The 15645-nt window shown below is 64.6% G+C and carries 14 protein-coding genes and 1 pseudogene; 8 read left to right on the top strand and 7 right to left on the bottom strand.

The window, feature by feature from the left end; genetic code table 11:
• Positions 1 to 151 precede the first annotated feature (151 nt).
• Positions 152 to 445 carry a hypothetical protein gene (locus tag MYCSM_RS38295; protein WP_232425870.1) on the bottom strand — a complete coding sequence of 98 codons (294 nt, stop codon included), beginning with the start codon at positions 443 to 445 and terminating at the stop codon, positions 152 to 154.
• Between MYCSM_RS38295 and MYCSM_RS38290 the strand changes: the two genes are divergently transcribed.
• A complete protein-coding gene (locus MYCSM_RS38290) occupies positions 398 to 940 on the top strand; it encodes an AfsR/SARP family transcriptional regulator (protein WP_335337516.1) in 543 nt (180 codons plus the stop codon). The two genes, MYCSM_RS38295 and MYCSM_RS38290, sit on opposite strands and share 48 nt — an antisense overlap.
• A gap of 1440 nt (positions 941 to 2380) precedes the next feature.
• On the opposite strand, the gene MYCSM_RS18250 is transcribed toward MYCSM_RS38290, so the two are convergent.
• Positions 2381 to 3130: an AfsR/SARP family transcriptional regulator gene (locus MYCSM_RS18250; RefSeq protein ID WP_015307640.1), complete on the bottom strand. Its 750-nt coding sequence runs from the start codon at positions 3128 to 3130 to the stop codon at positions 2381 to 2383.
• A gap of 393 nt (positions 3131 to 3523) precedes the next feature.
• Positions 3524 to 4423: a PAC2 family protein gene (locus MYCSM_RS18245; protein ID WP_015307639.1), complete on the bottom strand. Its 900-nt coding sequence runs from the start codon at positions 4421 to 4423 to the stop codon at positions 3524 to 3526.
• 524 nt (positions 4424 to 4947) lie between these two features.
• Here MYCSM_RS18245 and metH point away from each other — a divergent pair.
• Positions 4948 to 8694, top strand: a complete 3747-nt coding sequence (gene metH / locus MYCSM_RS18240; protein ID WP_015307638.1) for a methionine synthase — start codon at positions 4948 to 4950, stop codon at positions 8692 to 8694.
• A gap of 19 nt (positions 8695 to 8713) precedes the next feature.
• On the opposite strand, the pseudogene MYCSM_RS38285 reads toward metH, so the two are convergent.
• A pseudogene (locus tag MYCSM_RS38285) lies at positions 8714 to 8818 on the bottom strand (hydroxylase); the annotation flags it as partial.
• Between the two features lie 39 nt (positions 8819 to 8857).
• On the opposite strand from MYCSM_RS38285, the gene MYCSM_RS18230 reads away from it, so the two are divergent.
• From MYCSM_RS18230 to MYCSM_RS18205, 6 genes are all read left to right on the top strand, one after another.
• Positions 8858 to 9538, top strand: a complete 681-nt coding sequence (locus MYCSM_RS18230; RefSeq protein WP_015307637.1) for an HAD family hydrolase — start codon at positions 8858 to 8860, stop codon at positions 9536 to 9538.
• A gap of 58 nt (positions 9539 to 9596) precedes the next feature.
• Complete coding sequence (locus tag MYCSM_RS18225) at positions 9597 to 11060, top strand: sugar porter family MFS transporter (RefSeq protein ID WP_015307636.1); 1464 nt, start codon at positions 9597 to 9599, stop codon at positions 11058 to 11060.
• A 39-nt stretch (positions 11061 to 11099) separates the two neighbouring features.
• The gene (locus tag MYCSM_RS18220; RefSeq protein ID WP_015307635.1) at positions 11100 to 11381 is read left to right on the top strand and encodes a phosphoribosyl-ATP diphosphatase; all 282 of its coding nucleotides are present in this window, start codon (positions 11100 to 11102) and stop codon (positions 11379 to 11381) included.
• Positions 11381 to 12277 (top strand): ATP phosphoribosyltransferase, encoded by an 897-nt coding sequence (gene hisG / locus MYCSM_RS18215; RefSeq protein WP_015307634.1) that lies wholly within the window; start codon positions 11381 to 11383, stop codon positions 12275 to 12277. The genes MYCSM_RS18220 and hisG overlap by 1 nt, the downstream gene beginning before the upstream one ends.
• A 67-nt stretch (positions 12278 to 12344) precedes the next feature.
• The gene (locus tag MYCSM_RS18210) at positions 12345 to 12836 is read left to right on the top strand and encodes a DUF4126 family protein (RefSeq protein WP_015307633.1); all 492 of its coding nucleotides are present in this window, start codon (positions 12345 to 12347) and stop codon (positions 12834 to 12836) included.
• Between the two features lie 6 nt (positions 12837 to 12842).
• Positions 12843 to 14213, top strand: coding sequence for an FAD-containing oxidoreductase (locus tag MYCSM_RS18205; RefSeq protein ID WP_015307632.1), 1371 nt, complete (start codon positions 12843 to 12845; stop codon positions 14211 to 14213).
• On the opposite strand, the gene MYCSM_RS18200 is transcribed toward MYCSM_RS18205, so the two are convergent.
• Genes MYCSM_RS18200 through MYCSM_RS18190 form a run of 3 tightly spaced genes read right to left on the bottom strand, consistent with a single transcriptional unit; the run spans position 14164 to position 15624 of the window.
• Positions 14164 to 14811 (bottom strand): flavodoxin family protein, encoded by a 648-nt coding sequence (locus tag MYCSM_RS18200; protein ID WP_015307631.1) that lies wholly within the window; start codon positions 14809 to 14811, stop codon positions 14164 to 14166. The two genes, MYCSM_RS18205 and MYCSM_RS18200, sit on opposite strands and share 50 nt — an antisense overlap.
• A gap of 1 nt (position 14812) precedes the next feature.
• Positions 14813 to 15310: an SRPBCC family protein gene (locus MYCSM_RS18195; protein ID WP_015307630.1), complete on the bottom strand. Its 498-nt coding sequence runs from the start codon at positions 15308 to 15310 to the stop codon at positions 14813 to 14815.
• Positions 15307 to 15624, bottom strand: coding sequence for an ArsR/SmtB family transcription factor (locus MYCSM_RS18190; protein ID WP_015307629.1), 318 nt, complete (start codon positions 15622 to 15624; stop codon positions 15307 to 15309). Before MYCSM_RS18190 ends, MYCSM_RS18195 begins: the two co-directional genes overlap by 4 nt.
• Between the last annotated feature and the right edge of the window lie 21 nt (positions 15625 to 15645).

The following is a 15645-nucleotide window of genomic DNA, read 5'->3' as shown; positions in this document are numbered from 1 at the left end:
CGCATCGTTGACGCCTCGGCACTGCCTATCGCCGAAGCTGGTCACATTCCGCGCTGCGGATCACGCGAAAATGGGTGCGTCGGAAGGGCTTCGGATGTCCGCTACGGGATTGCAGACGGCCTCTGCGAGCGTCGAAGCACAACCGCTCGTATCACTGCTCGGCGGTTTCAGTGTGCGCGTCGGCGGTTGCAGCGTCGCGTTGCCGAAGCACTCGCGGCGGGTGTTGGCCTACCTTTGCCTCGACAAGGCTGCCGAACAAGATTGCGACCGCGGCATTCTTGCGGAGCGCCTGTGGCCGGACTCGTCGGCCGAGCGATCGCGCGCCAGCCTGCGCACCGCGCTGTGGCGCATTCGCCGTGAGTGCCCGAACCTCGTCTTCAGTGAGAACGACCGGGTGATGCTTGCCGATGAGGTGACCGTCGATGTTCATCAATATCGACGGCACGCGGAGCGGCTGCTGGCTGATAAGAGCGACTGTGCTCGCGAGCGCGTACACCTGATGGCGCGCAACTGCGAGCTACTGCCGGGTTGGGATGAAACCTGGTTGCTGTTGGCTCGAGAACAGTTGCGGCAGTTGCGCCTTCACGCGCTAGAGACGTCGGGCAGGCGGCTGGCCGACGAGGGTAGGTATCCGGACGCAATTGACGTGATGCTGATGGTGGTCGCCGAGGAACCGCTGCGGGAGACGGCCCAGAGCGCACTGATCGAGGCGCACCTGTGCGAGGGCAACGTCATTGAGGCGCGCCGACAGTTCGAACTGTTCGCCCGCATGTTGTGGACAGAGCTGGGTATGCGGCCATCACCTGAGCTATGCGGACGTGTGGGTGCGCATGCAGCGACACGACCATCTGCACCGGCTCAACCCGTAAGCGGTCGCCGCGCCATCGCAGCAGATGGGTCCGTCCTGGCGCGAGGTCGAAACCCGTCGTTGCAGCGATGACCCGGCCCCGCTCGGTGGCGATCACCACCGCATAGTGCCGGCACAAGCCGTTGCCGTTGTTGTGCACGCGGATTCGAATCGAACGCTCGCCGCAACGCACCGGCTCGACAACCAGCCGCGGGATCGGTCCGTCGCCAAAGCCATAGACGAACCGGTGAAAGACGTCAACCAGCGAGACCTCGCCAGTCGCGGCGATCAAATGGGACTCGAGCATCGGCGTGGAGATCGACGTTCCGCGCCGAGTCCGATACAGGTCACGCATCGCCGCTTGCAGCCCATCGCGGCCGACGAGCGCTGCGATGCCGCGGAAGACTCGGCTGCCTGCCCCATACGAACGAGGGGACGTAACCCGCTGAAACGGTCTGCGAGTGCACAGCTCGACCGGTGGTGCGTCGAAATCCAATGGCGTTGGGCGACTGCCGGTTTCCAGATAACGCGTAAACGCCTCATCCCACCAACCGTCGGCCTGCGACGCGGGAGTGAGTCCGCGCGCAAACCACGAGTGGATCACCTCATGCCGCAGCGCTGATTCGGACGTCGTGGTTGCGTTACCGTACTCCATCCCGCCCGAGGCGCCGTGAAAGAAGCACACGTAGGAGCTCCCGCTGTATTCGCCGAAGCGGCGTTCCTGCTCTGCCAATAAGTACGCGATTCGGGGGAGGCTGGCCGCCAAGTTCTCTTCGCCATCGACGAACTTGGTGGCGCTGATCGTGATTGGCCGCTTGGAGATTGGAAGGTGTGCCGTCATCGATGCGGTCTCAACGGTGTCGGCCGCGTGGAGTTCGATGAGTGGCGACATCGTGGTGAACCACAGTGGGAAGCGGACAAACCACCGGTTTGTGCCCCGCATGGCGACCTGCCCGTTGGTCACCAATGTGTGCGGGATTTCGGTTCGCTCGAGCACGAGTTCGAGTGTGAACGGGAAATGGTCGAACGGAAGGTTTGATGGAAACCACGCTTCGAGATATCGGCCCGCATACAAGTCTGCCATGCCGAACGACCAACGCACGCGGGGGCCCGGATGCCATGACAGCACAGGCGGATAGGCGCCGCCGAGGTCCGACATCGGTGGCCCGAGTCGGTACCGAACGCGTACCGAATGCACCGACCCGGCATATTGCCGTTGCCGGATCACCCGGACTGAACTGTGTGCACCCCGTTCGCCGACGTCGTGCGCGGCGATCACCGCCGGGCTGACTTCCACTCCGTCGATCCAGCACCTGTCGACTTCTTGGCGCAGATCAAAGAACGGGCGGCCGTCGGTTGGTCCCATTATGTACGTCATGGTCGCGTCGGCGAGCGCGCGTGACGCGCCGATCGTGACGGTGGCGCGCAAGTCCGCGATGTGCACGGGAACGAGATTGACGGCATTCATTCTTCTGCCGACGTTGATGCTCGCACGTAGCCGATGCCGTCAACGGCACGGCTATCAGCGAGCGGTTACGTTGTCGCCCTCTCGCTTTGTGGCGAGACCAACCGAGACAAATCGGCCGACGGCCGCAGCCCGAGTTCGTTCCACAAGTTCGCCCTGAAGCGGTGGTACTGCCTGCACGCGTCCGCGAGGTTGCCCGCAGCTAGATGCGCCTTGATCAAGATTGCTTGCGCGGATTCCCGCAGTGGTTCCTCGTCGACAACAAACAGAATCACGTCGATCGCTTGCGGGTACAGGCCGCTCTCGCTCATCCTGCGCGCAGTGTGCTCCAGCGCGTGCAGACGCAAGAGGCGCAACTGCTCGCGCGTCAGCAGGAGCCAGTCCTCATCCCAGCCGGGCAGCAGATCCGCAGGACTTCGCAGATGCGGAACCAGTCTCGGCGGCTCGCACGCTGAGACGTCCGAAAGCATTCGTTCAGCGTTGTGTCGGAAGTCGTGGACGTCGACGCGGACCGAATCCGCCAGCGCGACCCGGTCAGAATCTCCGAGGATTAGGTCATCGGCGGCGGAGCGGATGCGCCAGATCGCGGTGCGCAAGCTCGCGCGTGACCGACGCGGTGATGAATCCGTCCAGAGTCGCTCGGCGAGGACCTGACGATCGCAGTCCTTCTCCATCATCTTGTGCAGAGAAAGGTAGGCCAGCACACGTCGCGCATGCATCGGCAGTGAGATTTTCTGGCCGCCGACCCTCAACGCGAATCCTCCGAAAAGCGACAGCTCGGCCGGTCTGCCGCCTCGCACGTCCGATTGGATCGTCATGGTCGCCGATGCCACCAAAGGATGCAGAAGTATTGCCGCTCGACTCTGTTTTCCACCATGGATCCTCCCCCCGGAAGCCACTCCAAAATGGTTCAGGATTAACTTTTACTCCTACGTCACCGCAATTACTTAAGTACTCGACTACTCGACTTGCGCGGTTGCTCTTCGCTCGACCGCCTAACCGATTGACAGTGCCGGTGAGGATGGTGTCTACTGCAAATCACCGAGACCGCAACGGGTTTCGGGCAAATAGTCTCTGACGTCACACGCGTTTTCTGTCGGTTCAGAGTTGCGCATTTCTTCGGCTAGGGAGGCTTTGGACATATGCGTAAATATGTTGCGAGATCACGGCTAGCGCACAAATAGCAAATTGGCTTTGCTAATGTCTTGCGGTCATCCCCGGAAGCCGGGACCCCGCCGCCGCAGGTAGCGCTCGAACTCGGCGGCGAGCGCGTCGCCGTCGATCTTGCCGAGCGCCTCGTTCATGTCGACCTCGGCGTCCCCGCGCTCCTCCAGTGACTGGACGTATTCGGCGATCTCGTCGTCCTCCGACGTCATCTCGGTGACGGCCTGTTCCCATTCCTCCGCCTGCGAGGGCAGATCGGCCAGCGGCACCTCTATATCGAGCACATCCTCGACGCGACGCAACAGCGCGACCGTCGCCTTCGGGTTCGGCGGCTGGGAAACGTAGTGCGGAACGGCCGCCCAGAACGTCACTGCCGGGATGCCGGCCTGCACGCAGGCGTCCTGGAACACCCCCGCGATGCCAGTGGGGCCTTCGTAGCGCGTCTCCTCGAGACCGAAGGCCTTCGCCGAGTCGGGGGAGTAGGCCGCTCCCGAAACCGGCACCGGGCGGGTGTGCGGTGTGTCGGCCAGCAGCGCGCCCAGAATCACCACGGTCTGCACGTTGAGCTTGTCGGCGATCGCCAGCAGTTCGGCGCAGAACGTGCGCCAGCGCATGTTCGGCTCAACGCCGTGCATGAGGACGATGTCCCGGTCGGAACCCGGCGGGCGGCAGTGCGAGATCCGCATCGATGGCCACACCAGCTCGCGGGTGACGCCGTCGACCTGCCTGATCACCGGTCGGTTCACCTGATAGTCGTAGTAGGCCTCGTCATCGATCTCGACTATCGGCTCGGCCTCCCATATCGCGTCGAGGTGCTCCAGCGCGTCGCTGGCGGCGTCACCTGCGTCGTTCCAGCCTTCGAAGGCGGCGACGATCACGGTGTCGTTGAGTTTGGGCAGGCCCGGGCGGTTTTCAGATGAGCCGCTTGCGCGAAGACCATCTGGCATGCCGCTCGCATCCGACGGGGTCACTCCCTCAGCGTAAAGCCTGCATGGCACCCACGAGGGGCATCGCCACACCAGCCGATTTACGACCGTGGGCGCTCGCGCAACCAAGTGATTTGCATAGGACTACTACCCTGTATGTGTGGCTGATGTGACAAGCACGCCCGGGGCACCGATTCGCTCGACACGCTGTCGAAGCGGCTCGTGGTGGGCGACGGGGCGATGAGCCGTCAGCTGCAGGCGGCGTATCTCTCGCGCGACGCCGTCGAGACGAAATACGTTCGGCTGCAATCTGGTTGAGCTTGGTGACCAGGACATCGCCGACGAGATCCGCGAGCTGTGGCTCGGGGGCACTGCGATCGCCAAGCGAGCGGGGTCGATCGCGACCATGAGTTGGGCGTCCACACGTCGGTTGGGTGACGACGTAGACTTTTCACGTCGAGAGGCGTTGCAACGGAACCGGGTCCTGCCGGTATCCGCCACGCTCGGCAGAGTCAAGGACGCCTTCCGCTACGGAAGGAACGTATGTGAGCTCTGAGTCGAACAACTTCGTGCCGAACATCCGTCCCGACTGCACCGGCGAACTGACGGCTGCTTTGCGCCAGCGGATCATGGTGATCGACGGTGCCATGGGCACGGCAATCCAGCGGGACCGGCCGGACGAGGCCGGTTATCGCGGCGAGCGGTTCAAGGACTGGCCGAGCGATCTTGTGGGCAACAACGACCTGCTCACCCTGACGCAGCCCCACATCATCGAGGGCATCCACCGCGAGTACCTCGAGGCCGGCGCCGACATCCTGGAGACCAACACGTTCAACGCGAACGCGGTCTCGCTGTCCGACTACGGCATGGCCGAGCTGGGCTATGAGCTGAACTACGCCGGCGCGGTCCTTGCCCGCAAGGCCTGCGACGAGTTCAGCACCCCGTCCAAGCCGCGCTACGTCGCCGGCGCCCTCGGGCCGACGACGCGGACCGCGTCGATCTCGCCGGACGTCAACGATCCCGGCGCCCGCAACGTCTCCTACGACCAGCTCGTCTCCGCGTACCTCGACGCCGCCAGAGGCCTGGTCGACGGTGGCGCCGACCTCCTGATCGTCGAGACCATCTTCGACACACTGAACGCCAAAGCCGCGGTGTTCGCCATCGAGACGCTGTTCGAGGACCGCGGACGCCGCTGGCCGGTGATCATCTCGGGCACCATCACCGATGCGTCCGGGCGGACCCTATCCGGTCAGGTGACCGAAGCGTTCTGGAATTCGATCAGGCATGCCAAGCCGCTCGCGGTGGGTCTCAACTGTGCGCTTGGCGCGCCGGAGATGAGACCCTACCTCGCCGAGATGTCGCGGATCGCAGACACTTTCGTGTCCTGCTACCCGAACGCCGGCCTGCCCAACGCCTTCGGCGAATACGACGAGTCCCCGAAGCGTCAGGCCGGCTACGTCGCCGATTTTGCCGAGGCCGCCCTGGTCAACCTGGTCGGTGGTTGCTGCGGAACGACACCGGCGCACATCGCCGAGATCGCCAAGGTCGTCGACGGCAAGCCGCCACGTGAGGTGCCGAAGATCGAGGTGGCCACCCGGCTCGCGGGCCTGGAGCCGCTCAACATCACCGACGACTCCCTGTTCGTGAACATCGGTGAGCGCACCAACATCACCGGCTCCGCCCGGTTCCGCAACCTGATCAAAGCCGAGGACTACGACACCGCGCTGTCGGTGGCCCTGCAGCAGGTCGAGGTCGGTGCACAGGTCATCGACATCAACATGGACGAGGGCATGATCGACGGCGTCGCCGCGATGGACCGCTTCACCAAGCTGATCGCATCCGAGCCGGACATCAGCCGCGTCCCGGTGATGATCGACTCCTCCAAGTGGGAGGTCATCGAAGCGGGCCTGAAGAACGTGCAGGGCAAGCCGATCGTCAACTCGATCTCCATGAAGGAGGGCGAGGAGAAGTTCATCCGTGAGGCACGGCTGTGCCGCAAGTACGGCGCCGCCGTTGTCGTGATGGCCTTCGACGAACAGGGTCAGGCCGACAATCTGGAGCGCCGCATCCAGATCTGTGGACGCGCCTACCGGATCCTGACCGAAGAGGTCGGCTTTCCGCCCGAGGACATCATCTTCGACCCGAACTGCTTTGCGCTCGCGACGGGTATCGAGGAGCACGCGACGTACGGGATCGACTTCATCGAGGCCTGCTCCTGGATCAAGGAGAACCTACCGGGGGTGCACATCTCCGGCGGTATCTCGAACGTGTCGTTCTCGTTCCGCGGCAACAACCCCGTCCGCGAGGCGATCCATTCGGTGTTCCTGTTCCACGCCATCAAGGCCGGCCTGGACATGGGCATTGTCAACGCGGGTGCCCTGGTGCCCTACGACTCGATCGACCCCGAGCTGCGGGACCGCATCGAGGACGTCGTTCTGAATCGTCGCGAGGATGCGGCCGAAAGGCTCCTGGAGATCGCCGAACGGTTCAACAGCTCGGAGAAGGGCGAGGACCCGGCCGCAGCCGAGTGGCGCGGTCTGCCGGTCCGCGAGCGGATCACGCACGCCCTGGTCAAGGGCATCGACGCCCACGTCGACGCCGACACTGAGGAATTGCGGGCCGAGATCGCGGCTGCGGGTGGTCGGCCGATCGAGGTGATCGAGGGCCCGCTGATGGACGGCATGAATGTCGTCGGCGACCTTTTCGGCTCGGGCAAGATGTTCCTGCCCCAGGTCGTGAAGTCGGCCAGGGTGATGAAGAAGGCCGTGGCGTATCTGCTGCCGTTCATCGAGGCGGAGAAAGTGGAGTCGGGCGCTGCTGCGGGTAAAGACACCAACGGCACGATCATCATGGCGACGGTGAAGGGCGACGTCCATGACATTGGCAAAAACATCGTCGGGGTTGTCTTGCAGTGCAACAACTTCGAAGTGATCGACCTCGGTGTGATGGTGCCCGCCCAGAAGATCCTGGACGCGGCCGCGGAGCACGGCGCCGACATCATCGGGCTGTCCGGGCTGATCACCCCGTCCCTGGACGAGATGGTCAACTTCGCCGCCGAGATGGAACGCCAGGGCCTGGAGATCCCGCTGCTGATCGGCGGCGCAACCACCTCGCGCGCTCACACGGCCGTGAAAGTGGCGCCGCGTCGTAGCGGTCCGGTGGTCTGGGTCAAGGACGCTTCCCGCTCGGTCCCGGTCGCTGCAGCGCTGCTCGACGACAAGCAGCGGCCTGCCCTGCTGGAGGCGACCGAGAAGGACTACGCGTCGCTTCGCGAACGGCACGCCCATAAGAACGAGCGGCCGATGCTGACGCTCCAGATGGCCCGCGCCAACCGGACGCCGATCGAGTGGGACGGCTACCAGCCGCCGGCGCCTGCCCAGGGCCTCGGCGTGCGGGATTTTCATGACTATGACCTATCGGAGCTGCGCGAGTACATCGACTGGCAGCCGTTCTTCAACGCCTGGGAGATGAAGGGCAGATTCCCGGACATCCTGAACAACCCGGCCTCGGGCGAGGCTGCTCGCAAGCTGTATGACGACGCGCAGGAGATGCTCGACACCCTGATCAAGGAGAAGTGGCTGACCGCCAACGGGGTCATCGGGTTCTTCCCGGCCAACGCGGTCGGCGACGACATCGAGGTGTACACCGACGAGAGCCGTACCGAGGTGTTGACCACGTTGCACAATCTGCGCCAGCAGGGCGAGCACCGCGAGGGCATCCCGAACCGGTCGCTGGGCGACTTCGTCGCGCCCAAGGACACCGGTCTGGCGGACTACGTCGGCGCCTTCGCGGTCACCTCCGGGCTCGGCAGCCGGGAGAAGATCGCGGAGTTCAAGGCGGCCCTCGACGACTACAGCGCGATCCTGCTGGAATCGATCGCCGACCGGCTGGCGGAGGCGTTCGCCGAACGGATGCACGAACGCGTCCGCAAGGAGTTCTGGGGATACCAGCCTGACGAGCAGCTGGACAACGAGGCGCTCATCGGTGAGAAGTACGTGGGAATCCGCCCGGCCCCCGGCTACCCCGCCTGCCCGGAGCACACCGAGAAGGTGACGCTCTGGAAGCTGATGGACGTCCGCGAGCGCACGGGCATCGAGCTGACCGAGTCGATGGCGATGTGGCCCGGTGCTGCCGTCAGCGGCTGGTACTTCTCGCACCCGCAGTCGCAGTACTTCGTGGTCGGCCGGTTGGCCCAGGATCAGGTCGCCGACTACGCGAGGCGCAAGGGCTGGACCCTGGTCGAAGCGGAACGCTGGCTCGCCCCCAACCTCGGCTACAACCCGGAGGACTGAGTCAGCGGAACTGCTCGGCCGGGTTCTTCGTCAATTCACGGATGTCGTTGGCGCCCAGGTCGATCAGGTGATCGACGGTGCATCGGCCGATGTTTCCTGTGGCGCCGGTCACGAGAATCGTCATGATTTCACCCTAGGCAAGAGCTCTGACACAATCGGGGACATGCAAGCGGTGCTGTTCGACATGGATGGCACGCTCGTCGACTCCGAAAAGCTCTGGGATATCTCGCTGGCGGCGCTGTACGAACATCTCGGTGGCCGGCTGACCCACGAAGTGCGTACGTCGATGGTCGGCGGTTCGGCCGAAGACACCATGCAGACGGTGTATGCCGACCTCGGCCTGCAGCCGGATCCAGTTGCGATGGCGGAGTCCATTCGTTGGCTGCACGACTACACGGCGGACCTGTTCGACCGTGGACTGCCGTGGTGTGACGGTGCGCAGGAGTTGTTGAAATCGCTTGCCGCCGAAGGAATTCCGATGGCGCTGGTTACCAACACTGCGCGCGCACTCACCGACAGGGCGTTGAACAGCATTGGCCGCCACTACTTTTCGGCGACTGTCTGCGCCGACGAGGTGCCGCAGGGCAAACCCGCGCCCGATCTTTACCTACGGGCAGCAGAATTGCTGGACCTGCCACCGGTTCTCTGCCTGGCCATTGAGGACTCGGTTACGGGTACAGCGGCAGCCGAAGGCGCAGGTTGTCCGGTGTTGGTGGTGCCCAACGACGTAGCTGTGCCCACCGGCCCGCGTCGCCGCCATGTTCGCTCACTGGTCGGCATCGGCGCGGCCGATCTGCGGCGCGTGCATGCAGAACTCGTACAGTTCGGCGAACGCACCGCCTGACGCGGGAGTGAGTGATTGAATGTGATTCTCGTCACGCAGTGCTGCGGAAGGGCGTCACATGACTCACGGACCCGTTGGTGATTCTGCATCCGGCTTGGACTACGAGGAATCCGAACACAGCGGCCGGGTGGTCCTGATCGCTTCCGTCGCCGCTCTGGGCGGCTTTCTCTTCGGCTACGACAGCGCGGTGATCAACGGCGCTGTCTCGTCGATTCAAGAGGACTTCGGCATCGGCAACACCACCCTCGGCTTCGCGGTCGCCTCGGCTCTGCTGGGCGCCGCACTCGGCGCCGTGACGGCTGGCCGGCTCGCCGACCGGATAGGCCGACTGTCCGTCATGAAGATCGCCGCCGTCCTGTTCCTGATCAGTGCGATCGGCACGGGTCTTGCGCCCAACGTGTGGTTGGTGGTGATCTTCCGCGTCGTCGGCGGCATCGGGGTGGGAGTGGCGTCCGTCATCGCACCCGCCTACATTGCCGAGACCTCACCGCCACGCATCCGTGGTCGGCTCGGCTCGCTGCAGCAATTGGCGATCGTGACCGGAATCTTCCTATCGCTGGCGGTGGACTATCTGCTGGCCCACCTCGCCGGAGGATCGCGTGAGGAGTTGTGGCTGGGGTTGGCAGCGTGGCGCTGGATGTTCCTCGTGATGGTGGTGCCTGCCGTTCTGTACGGCGGCCTGGCCTTCACGATCCCCGAGTCGCCGCGTTATCTCGTTGCAAAATTCCGGATTCCGGAAGCCCGCCGAGTTCTCACGATGTTGCTGGGCGAGAAGAACCTGGAGCTCACGATCACTCGCATCCAGGAGTCGTTGAAGTCCGAGAAGCCGCCGTCGTGGCGCGATCTGCGCAAGCCGACCGGCGGCCTTTACGGAATCGTGTGGGTCGGTGTCGGACTCTCGGTCTTCCAGCAGTTCGTCGGCATCAACGTGATCTTCTACTACTCCAACGTGCTGTGGGAGGCGGTCGGTTTCAAGGAGAGCTCCTCGTTCACGATCACTGTGATCACGTCGATTACAAACATCTTGACGACGCTGATTGCGATCGCGCTGATCGATAAGGTCGGGCGCAAGCCGCTGCTCCTGGTCGGCTCCAGCGGCATGGCGGTCATGTTGGCGACGATGGCGGTCGTCTTTCAAACAGCCGAAATCATCGACGGAAAGCCTCACCTCGGCCCCGTTGCCGGCCCGATCGCCCTCGTTGCCGCCAACTTGTTCGTGGTGGCCTTCGGGATGTCGTGGGGCCCCGTGGTGTGGGTGCTGCTGGGTGAAATGTTCCCGAACCGCATCCGGGGTGCTGCCCTCGGGCTGGCCGCGGCCGGCCAATGGGCGGCCAACTGGGTGATCACGGTGACCTTCCCAGGGCTGCGCAACGTGCTCGGATTGGCGTACGGGTTCTACGCGTTGTGCGCGGTGCTGTCGTTCATCTTCGTTTGGCGATGGGTCGCAGAAACCAAGGGCAAACACCTCGAAGACATGCAACGCGACGCGGTGCATCACGAAGCGCACCCAGCGAAGACCTGACGCTTCTCGGTTAACCCGCGTGACCGCGGGGAACAGCACGTGAAACAATCGCGTCCCGTGAAAACCTTCGACGCCCTCTTCGCCGAGTTGACGGAGCGGGCGCGCACCCGGCCGGCGGGTAGCGGCACCGTCGCCGCGCTCGACGGCGGCGTGCACGGGCTGGGCAAGAAGATCCTCGAAGAGGCCGGCGAGGTGTGGCTGGCCGCCGAACACGAAGGTGACGAAGCGCTGGCCGACGAAATCAGCCAGCTGCTGTACTGGACGCAGGTGCTGATGATCTCGCGCGGCCTGACCCTCGACGACGTCTACGCCAAGCTCTGATGTCTGCACTTCGCCCGAGCGGCTCATCGTCGAACGGAAACGGAAACCTTCGCGTCGCCGTGCCCAACAAGGGCACGCTGTCCGAATCGGCGGCCGAAATCCTGTCGGAGGCCGGTTACCGGCGGCGCACCGATCCGAAGGACCTGACCGTCATCGACCCGGTCAACAGCGTCGAGTTCTTCTTTCTGCGGCCCAAGGACATTGCGATCTATGTCGGCTCGGGCCAGCTTGACCTCGGCATCACGGGCCGCGACCTCGCGCAGGAATCCGGCGCGCCGGTTCGCGAGCGGCTGGCGCTCGGCTTCGGGTCGTCGACCTTCCGCTACGCCGCGCCCGCCGGGCGCCCGTGGCGCGTCGAGGACCTCGCGGGCAAGCGGATTGCGACTGCTTTTCCCAATCTGGTGCGAAAAGACTTGGCGCAGAGGGGGATTGACGCCACCGTGATCCGACTCGATGGCGCAGTGGAGATTTCGGTGCAGCTCGGCGTCGCCGACGCGATCGCCGACGTGGTCGGTTCCGGTCGCACGCTGTCACTGCACGATCTGGTGGCGTTCGGTGAGCCGCTGTGTGATTCGGAGGCGGTCCTCATCGAACGTGAGGACGCCAGCGACGAGCACGCCGCCGGACGCGACCAATTAGCAGGCCGGGTGCAGGGTGTGGTGTTCGGCCAGCAGTACCTGATGCTGGACTATGACTGCCCGCGTAGCGTGCTCGACGAGGCCAGCGCTGTGACACCGGGACTCGAATCCCCGACGATCGCCCCACTCGCCGATCCGGCCTGGGTGGCCGTGCGCGCACTGGTTCCGCGTCGAGATGTCAACGCGATCATGGACGAACTCGCATCGATCGGCGCCAAGGCGATTCTGGCTTCCGATATTCGGTTCTGCCGCTTCTGATTCACCGGGCTGCGTTACCTGGTGCGTGTTAGCGTCCGGGTGTCCTTTTCGCGCTCCGGAGGTTGCCATGACGCAGGTCGTCGTTATCGTGCTCGCGGTGCTGATCGGTGTCATCGCCGGTCTACGCGCGCTGACCGCACCGGCGGTGGTCTCCTGGGGCGCATTTCTCGGCTGGATCGACGTCGACGGCAAATGGTCGGAGTGGGTGGCTCATCCGATCACCGTGACCGTGCTGACCATCTTCCTGCTCGTCGAGTTGGTCACCGACCAGCTGCCCAAGACGCCGAGCCGCAAGACGCCGGCGCAGTTCACCACCCGCCTGCTCACTGGTGCGTTCGCCGGCGCGGTCATTGGCAGCGTGTCGCACCACACCTTCATCGGGATGGGCGCCGGCATCATCGGCGCGGTTCTCGGGACACTGGGCGGAGCCGAAGCCCGCAGCCGGCTGGTGGCCTCCAACGGCGGCAATGACCGCCCCGTCGCGATCGGCGAAGACGTCGTGGCCGTCGGCGGTGGCTTCCTGATCGCCTTCCTCGTCAGCTTTGCTCCACTCGTCTAGTCGTCCATGACCGAGAAATTCGACGCGATCATCATCGGTGCGGGTCAGGCGGGCCCACCGCTGGCGGCCAGGCTGACCGAAGCGGGGCAGACCGTTGCGGTGATCGAACGCAAGCTGGTCGGGGGGACGTGCGTCAACACCGGCTGCATTCCGACCAAGACGCTGGTGGCCAGCGCGCACGCCGCGCACCTATCCCGCCGCGGCGCCGAATACGGTGTCGGCACAGGCGAAATCACGGTCGACATGGCCAAGGTCAAGGCGCGCAAGGACAAGATCATGCTCGACGACCGGAGCGGCGTCGAATCGTGGCTCGAGGGCATGAAGGGATGCACTCTGATTCGCGGGCACGCCCGCTTCGAGGGACCCCACACCATCAGCGTCGATGGGCGCGTGTTGGAGGCCGACAAGATCTTTCTCAACGTCGGCGGCCGGGCGGTGGCGCCGGACATGCCGGGGCTGGCCGAGATCGACTACATGACGAATGTCGGCATCCTCGAACTCGACACCGTCCCAGAGCATCTGGTGGTCATCGGCGGCAGTTACATCGCGCTGGAGTTCGCGCAGATGTACCGCCGGTTCGGCGCGCGCGTCACCGTGATCGAGAAGGGTCCAAGGCTGACGTCACGAGAAGACGAAGACGTCTCGGCGACGGTGAAGGAGATTTTGGAAGCCGAAGGCATCGACGTGGTCGTGAATGCCAGCGCGATCCGATTCACCAAGCAGGACAGCGGTTTTCAGGTGACTCCGGCCGACGATGCCCAGCCGGTCACCGGCACCCACTTGCTGATGGCCGTCGGACGCCGACCAAACACCGACGACCTCGGGCTGGAGAAGGCGGGTGTCGAGACTGACGCCCGGGGCAACATCGTCGTCGACGACCAGTTACGGACCAACGTCGACCACATCTGGGCGATGGGCGACTGCAACGGTCGTGGCGCCTTCACCCATACGTCGTACAACGACTACGAGATCGTCGCGGCCAACCTGCTCGACGATGACCCGCGACGGGTGAGCGACCGCGTTCCCACCTACGCGCTGTACATCGATCCGCCGCTCGGGCGGGCAGGCATGACCGTCGACGAAGTCCGCAGGTCCGGCCGAAAAGCGTTGGTGGGCAAGCGGCCGATGACACGCGTCGGGCGCGCTGTCGAAAAGGGGGAGACCCAGGGCTTCATGAAGGTGGTCGTCGACGCCGAGACCGAAGAGATCCTCGGCGCCGCCATCCTGGGTGTCGGTGGTGATGAGGTCATCCACGCGATCCTTGACATCATGACTGCCAAGAAGCCCTACACCGCGATCTCGCGGACCATGCACATCCACCCGACGGTCAGTGAATTGGTGCCGACGATGCTGCAGGAGTTGAAACCGCTGCAGTAGTGGAGCGGCCGACCTTCAGCTGCCGCGTCACCACGGCGACCCGCCAGCCGAGATGGCGGCAGGTCTGTACATCCGAAGGGTGCACCTGGTCGGCATTCGCGTCCACGTCCGTCTGCGCACCCGCGCCGAGCCAGAAACCGAGGCGGTTGAGGTCGTTCTCGCTGCCCGCGGCGCTGTTCCAGCCTGCGCCCAAACCCAGGCTTACCCAGTGCATATGGTGTTGAGCCGCGAAGATCGCCAGCGATACAAGAGTGTTGACTTTGTCGCCGCTCTTGGCGCCGGAGTTCGTGAAGCCGCCCGCGATCTTGTCGCGCCAGCTGCCGTTGAGGCAGCGCCTGCCGGTCTGTTCGGCGAAAGTCTGAAATCCGGCCGACACATTGCCCATGTACGTCGCGCTGCCGAATACGATGCCGTCCGCGGCATCGAGGATGTCCCATTCCTCTTCTGTGATGCGGTCGACCGCGATCACGCTGACGGCTGCGCCGGCTTCTCGCGCACCGCCGGCGACGGCTTCGGCGAGCGCGGCGGTGTGACCGAAGCCCGAGTAGTAGGCGATGGCCATGGACGGGGCGGCGATATCAAAACCGTTGTGCGACATATCAGTTCGCTTCCAATCGTTGGTTGATTTCCAGGCGACGGCTGGTCCAGTCCGGCAACTCGTCGCCGGACAGGTAGGCCTCCAGCCGATCCAGGTAGGCGTGGGTGCCGCCGAAGAATCCGGATGCGTTGCGGGCGCCGAGCCCCCGATGGGTGAACCGCAGCACCGTGGCGTCGCCATCGGCGGTGAGTTCGTAGCGCACCACACCGTCCTCGACAATCGGCTGCTTCCACTCGTGTTCGAGCACGTGCGGCGGATCCCACACCAGGATGCGACCGGTCATTCGCTTGCGCTCCGGCGGCAGCGGCGGACCGGTCGCGACCATGTCGATGGTGCCGCCCTCGCGCGGCTCGATCGTGGTTGCGCCGAACCATTGCTCGCGTTCGTGTGGGTCGGTGATCGCCGACCACACCGCTTCGATCGGAAAGGGCAGGCGGCGTTCGAAATCCAACATCGCGCGGTCGCCGTCGACGATCAATCGTCCGTCGCGCTCGCTCATCGTGACTCCTTGTGTTTGCGTTCCAGATGCCGCTCCAGGGCGTCGAGGTGATCCGTCCAGTAGCGGCGGTAGCGGTTGATCCAGTCGTCGATGGCGACCAGCCCGTCGGCCCGCAGTGCGTAGATCCGGCGCTGCGCATCCGGTCGGACCTCGACGAGGCCCACTTCGCGCAGCACGCGCAGGTGTCGTGACACCGTGGGCTGTGTCAGGCCGGGCAGCGTCGCGACGAGCTCACCCGCGGTGCGCTCACCATCGATGAGCGCGTCGAGCAGCGCGCGCCGGCTTGGCTCGGCGACTGCTTCGAAGACGTCCATGACCCGAGTATTGCACTGCGT

It is taken from the genome of Mycobacterium sp. JS623 (assembly GCF_000328565.1).
In the GTDB taxonomy this organism is placed as follows: Bacteria; Actinomycetota; Actinomycetes; order Mycobacteriales; family Mycobacteriaceae; genus Mycobacterium.
This window is presented reverse-complemented; position numbering and strand designations above follow the sequence as displayed.

Excerpts from the sequence above, each read along its gene's own strand:
- MYCSM_RS38290 (WP_335337516.1), top strand. The coding sequence starts at position 398 with ATGCTTGCCGATGAGGTGACCGTCGATGTTCATCAATATCGACGGCAC.
- MYCSM_RS18250 (WP_015307640.1), bottom strand. The coding sequence starts at position 3,130 with ATGACGATCCAATCGGACGTGCGAGGCGGCAGACCGGCCGAGCTGTCG.
- MYCSM_RS18245 (WP_015307639.1), bottom strand. The coding sequence starts at position 4,423 with ATGCCAGATGGTCTTCGCGCAAGCGGCTCATCTGAAAACCGCCCGGGC.
- MYCSM_RS18230 (WP_015307637.1), top strand. The coding sequence starts at position 8,858 with ATGCAAGCGGTGCTGTTCGACATGGATGGCACGCTCGTCGACTCCGAA.
- MYCSM_RS18225 (WP_015307636.1), top strand. The coding sequence starts at position 9,597 with ATGACTCACGGACCCGTTGGTGATTCTGCATCCGGCTTGGACTACGAG.
- hisG (WP_015307634.1), top strand. The coding sequence starts at position 11,381 with ATGTCTGCACTTCGCCCGAGCGGCTCATCGTCGAACGGAAACGGAAAC.
- MYCSM_RS18210 (WP_015307633.1), top strand. The coding sequence starts at position 12,345 with ATGACGCAGGTCGTCGTTATCGTGCTCGCGGTGCTGATCGGTGTCATC.
- MYCSM_RS18205 (WP_015307632.1), top strand. The coding sequence starts at position 12,843 with ATGACCGAGAAATTCGACGCGATCATCATCGGTGCGGGTCAGGCGGGC.
- MYCSM_RS18200 (WP_015307631.1), bottom strand. The coding sequence starts at position 14,811 with ATGTCGCACAACGGTTTTGATATCGCCGCCCCGTCCATGGCCATCGCC.
- MYCSM_RS18195 (WP_015307630.1), bottom strand. The coding sequence starts at position 15,310 with ATGAGCGAGCGCGACGGACGATTGATCGTCGACGGCGACCGCGCGATG.
- MYCSM_RS18190 (WP_015307629.1), bottom strand. The coding sequence starts at position 15,624 with ATGGACGTCTTCGAAGCAGTCGCCGAGCCAAGCCGGCGCGCGCTGCTC.